Origin of the sequence: Rhodoblastus sp., assembly GCF_052145335.1 — a bacterium.
Classification (GTDB): Bacteria; Pseudomonadota; Alphaproteobacteria; order Rhizobiales; family Beijerinckiaceae; genus Rhodoblastus.
Genome location: NZ_JBKQOU010000173.1, coordinates 1 through 3,765, shown reverse-complemented (window position 1 = coordinate 3,765; position 3,765 = coordinate 1). Strand labels below are relative to the sequence as shown.

General features: G+C 62.6%; 3 protein-coding genes. 2 read left to right on the top strand and 1 reads right to left on the bottom strand.

Features of this window, described 5'->3' with window-relative positions:
- Positions 1–343: 343 nt before the first annotated feature.
- A complete protein-coding gene (gene istA / locus ACLP2E_RS11265; protein ID WP_442465982.1) occupies positions 344–1,870 on the top strand; it encodes an IS21 family transposase in 1,527 nt (508 codons plus the stop codon).
- 10 nt (positions 1,871–1,880) lie between these two features.
- Entirely contained in the window at positions 1,881–2,627 is a 747-nt protein-coding gene (istB, locus tag ACLP2E_RS11260; RefSeq protein ID WP_442465981.1) for an IS21-like element helper ATPase IstB, read from the top strand.
- Positions 2,628–3,549: 922 nt separating this feature from the next.
- Here istB and ACLP2E_RS11255 read toward each other — a convergent pair.
- Positions 3,550–3,765, bottom strand: a 216-nt coding sequence (locus ACLP2E_RS11255) for a hypothetical protein (protein WP_442465980.1), incomplete at its 5' end; no start/stop codon positions are given.

The window sequence follows — 3,765 nt, the reverse complement described above, 5'->3', positions numbered from 1 at the left end:
TCTCCACCGTCTCCGTCGTGCTGCCGTCCGGGTTGAGTGTTTTGGAATCGACGCCGATAATATCCGTCTCCAGAAGTGCGGTGGGAAGAGCTGTCCCGGCGACAAGATCCGCGACGGCCGCATCCAGTGTAGATTCCTGACGAAGGCGCCCCCCAATTCCTGGATGATGGCGCCCCCCGTAACGGAATGATCCCGCCCCCCAATTCCGAGATGATGGCGCCCCCCAATTACGAGATGATCCCGCCCGGGTGACTTCGTGAATGACAGGGGGCGCCGCTGGCTGTGTTCAAGTTGCTCTTTTGGCAATCCAAGGGAGCAATCAATGCCAGCGGAGCGAATTTCCATGCGCCAGGCGCGCGAAATTATTCGACTGAAATTTTCTTCTTTCTCGGCGCACGAAATCGCCCGACGGCTCGGCATGGCGCGTTCGACGGTGCGCGAGATGCTGCAAAGAGCCGAAAGCGCGGGGCTTTCGTGGACGCAGGCGGAAGGCATGAGCGACACCGCATTGGAAGGCGCTCTTTACGCCAATCGCCGCAGCAAACGGGGGCATCGGCGTGTCGCCGAGCCGGATTGGGCGAGCGTTCATCGCGAGTTGAAGCGCAAGCACGTCACTCTGACGATCCTTTGGGATGAATATATCGCCTGCAATCCGGGCGGCTTTAGCTACTCGCGGTATTGCGACCTCTATAGGGGCTTTGCAAAAACGCTGTCGGTGACAATGCGGCAGACCTACGCCGCCGGCGAGCGGCTGTTTGTCGATTACGCCGGCGACACCGTGCCGGTTGTGGTCGATCGGCTGACCGGAGAAGTTCGCGAGGCGCAGGTCTTTGTCGCCGTTCTCGGCGCGTCGAGCTTCACTTTCGCCTGCGCCAGCTGGACGCAGGCGCTGCCCGATTGGATCGACGCCCATGTCCGCGCCTTCTCGGCGATTGGCGGCGTTTCTGAGCTTCTCGTGCCGGACAATACGAAGACGGCGGTCATCAAGGCCTGCTTTTACGATCCCGACGTCAACCGAACCTACACCGAGATGGCGGCCCACTACTCAACCGCCATTCTGCCGACGCGGCCCTACAAGCCGCGCGACAAGGCCAAGGTCGAGCGGGCGGTGCTGATCGTCGAACGCTGGCTGCTCGGACGGCTGCGCCGACGCATTTTTTACAGTCTGGCCGAGCTGAACGCCGCCATCGTCGAAATGTTGAGGACACTCAATGACGAGCGGGCGATCCGTCGCCTTGGCGTCACCCGCCGGCAATTGCTGGAGGAAATCGATCGGCCGGCGCTCAAGCCGCTGCCAGTCGAACCTTACGAGTTCGCGCAATGGAAAACCTGCCGAGTCGGCGTCGACTACCATGTCGAAATCGCCAGCCACCATTACTCGGTTCCCTACCGCTTCGCCCGCGCTGAGGTCGAGGCTCGGCTCACCGTCAGGACGGTGGAGATCTTCCTCCGGGGCGAGCGGATCGCAGCGCATCTTCGCATGAGCGGCAATCACGGCCACACCACCGTGGCCGACCACATGCCGTCCAGCCATCGCCGCTACAAGAACTGGACGATCGACAAAATCCGCGCCGACGCCAAGCGGATCGGGCCGGCGACGGCGGCCTTGTGCGAGCAGATCATCGAGCGTCGCCCCCATCCCGAACAGGGCTTCCGCGCCTGCCTGGGCATCGTTCGCCTTGCGAACTCCTACGGAGACGAGCGCGTCGAGGCGGCGGCTGAGCGCGCCATCGCCATCGGAGCGCGCACCTATTCCTCCGTCAAATCCATCCTCGACAAGAAGCTTGATCGTCGGCCCACCGAAAAGCGCGCCGCGGAGGCGCCGGCGATCCAGCACGCCAACATCCGCGGCCCGCGCTACTACAATTAGGAGACAGCTTTTGCTGAAACATCCAACCCTCGACCAACTCTACACCCTCGGACTCCACGGCATGGCCAAGGCCTTTGTCGAAGTCGCGGCGTCCGATGAGGCCGGCGGGCTCAGCCATCCGGAATGGCTGGGTCTTCTGCTCGATCGCGAGGCCTCCCTGCGCCAGGACAAGCGACTGGCCGCACGGCTTCGCGTCGCGAAATTGCGCCAGCAGGCCTGCGTTGAAGACATCGATTATCGCAGCCCACGGGGCCTCGACCGCGCCATGATGCAAAAACTCATCAATGGCGACTGGATCGACGCCCACGACAATTTGGCCCTGATCGGCCCGACCGGGGTCGGCAAAAGTTGGATTGCTTCCGCGCTTGGCCATAAGGCTTGCCGGGATAATCGGTCGGTCCTCTATCAGCGAGTTCCCCGGCTGTTCGAGGAACTGGCCCTGGCCCGAGGCGACGGTCGCCATGCGCGCCTGCTGCGCTCGCTCGGGCGCGCCGATCTCCTGGTGCTGGACGATTGGGGTCTTGAACCCCTCGACGCCGCGGCGCGCCACGATCTTCTGGAAATCCTCGAAGAGCGCTATGGGCGCAAATCCACCCTCGTCACTTCGCAACTTCCCGTCGATCGGTGGCATGAAATCATCGGGGATCCGACCTATGCCGACGCCATCCTCGACCGTCTTGTCCACAACGCCCACCGCATCGAACTGACCGGAGAAAGCATGCGGCGCGTTCGCACCAAAAGCACGATCGCCTCTTGACCAGGCGCCGTCTCAGGCGCCAAGAAATTGTCAGCCAGCAAGCCTACGACCCGGGCGCCATCATCCCGTTACCGGGGGGCGGCATCATCCAGGAATCGATGGGCGCCATTATCTCGTAATTGCCGGGCGCCTTCGTCGGAATCGACAGACCCTCGGCGGGAAATGTCGCGGACATGACTTTCACGGCTCCCCCGCACGTGCGGGGATAGACCCATGGTCGTGGTGCTGGCCGATGCGATCTGCGTGGCTCCCCCGCACCTGCGGGGATAGACCCCCAGATGCCCGTTCCCGAAACGCCCGCTCTCGGGCTCCCCCGCACCTGCGGGGATAGACCCGGCGCGCCGTCGTTTTCCGTTCCCGCCGGCGGGGCGCCCCCGCACCTGCGGGGATAGACCCACAATGCCCGAATGCTGACGGGCGGCAAACGAGGCTCCCCCGCACCTGCGGGGATAGACCCCATCGACTACGAGGCGAAAATGTCGATAAGCCGGCTCCCCCGCACCTGCGGGGTAGACCCGAGATTGGGCTGGACGCATCGCAGCGTGATGTGGCTCCCCCGCACCTGCGGGGATAGACCCGCCTAACGCCCCGCCCTCAAATACCACGATCAGGCTCCCCCGCACCTGGGGGATAGACCCTCTAGCGAAATGGGCGGCTACTCACGGTACCTGAGCCGGCAAAAAAAATTTGCACTCGGACACGGCGACCGGCGGCGCGCTGTTGAGCGGTTTTTGAGCGGTTTTTGAGCGAGTTTGAGCGCAATTGAGCCGGTCCTGAGGCGATTTTGCCGTCCAAGGCAGGCGCTCCATATTACAGAAATCCACGTTTTTTCCGATGCTTATGCGGATCGCAACTGAATGATGGAAGCAATCGGCGAGCCCATTCGTCAGCACATTTTCGCTCGTACCGCCCTCGTACCCCCTCAAAAGTTCTCATTGTCACCCGTGACTTCAGCCATTTGCCGCATTGTTTTCGTAACGAACAGCCCGAACGCCTTGCGGACCGCAATCGGATCGGAGCGTTTATCGCGAGCCAAGAATTTGGTGGCAACAAGAAGCGCCACGGCTCGGCTGTTAACCTCCAGGTTGATGATAATGACGCCCTGCTTCCTGCGCTCCCGCCGCCGGCGCTGGCGTAT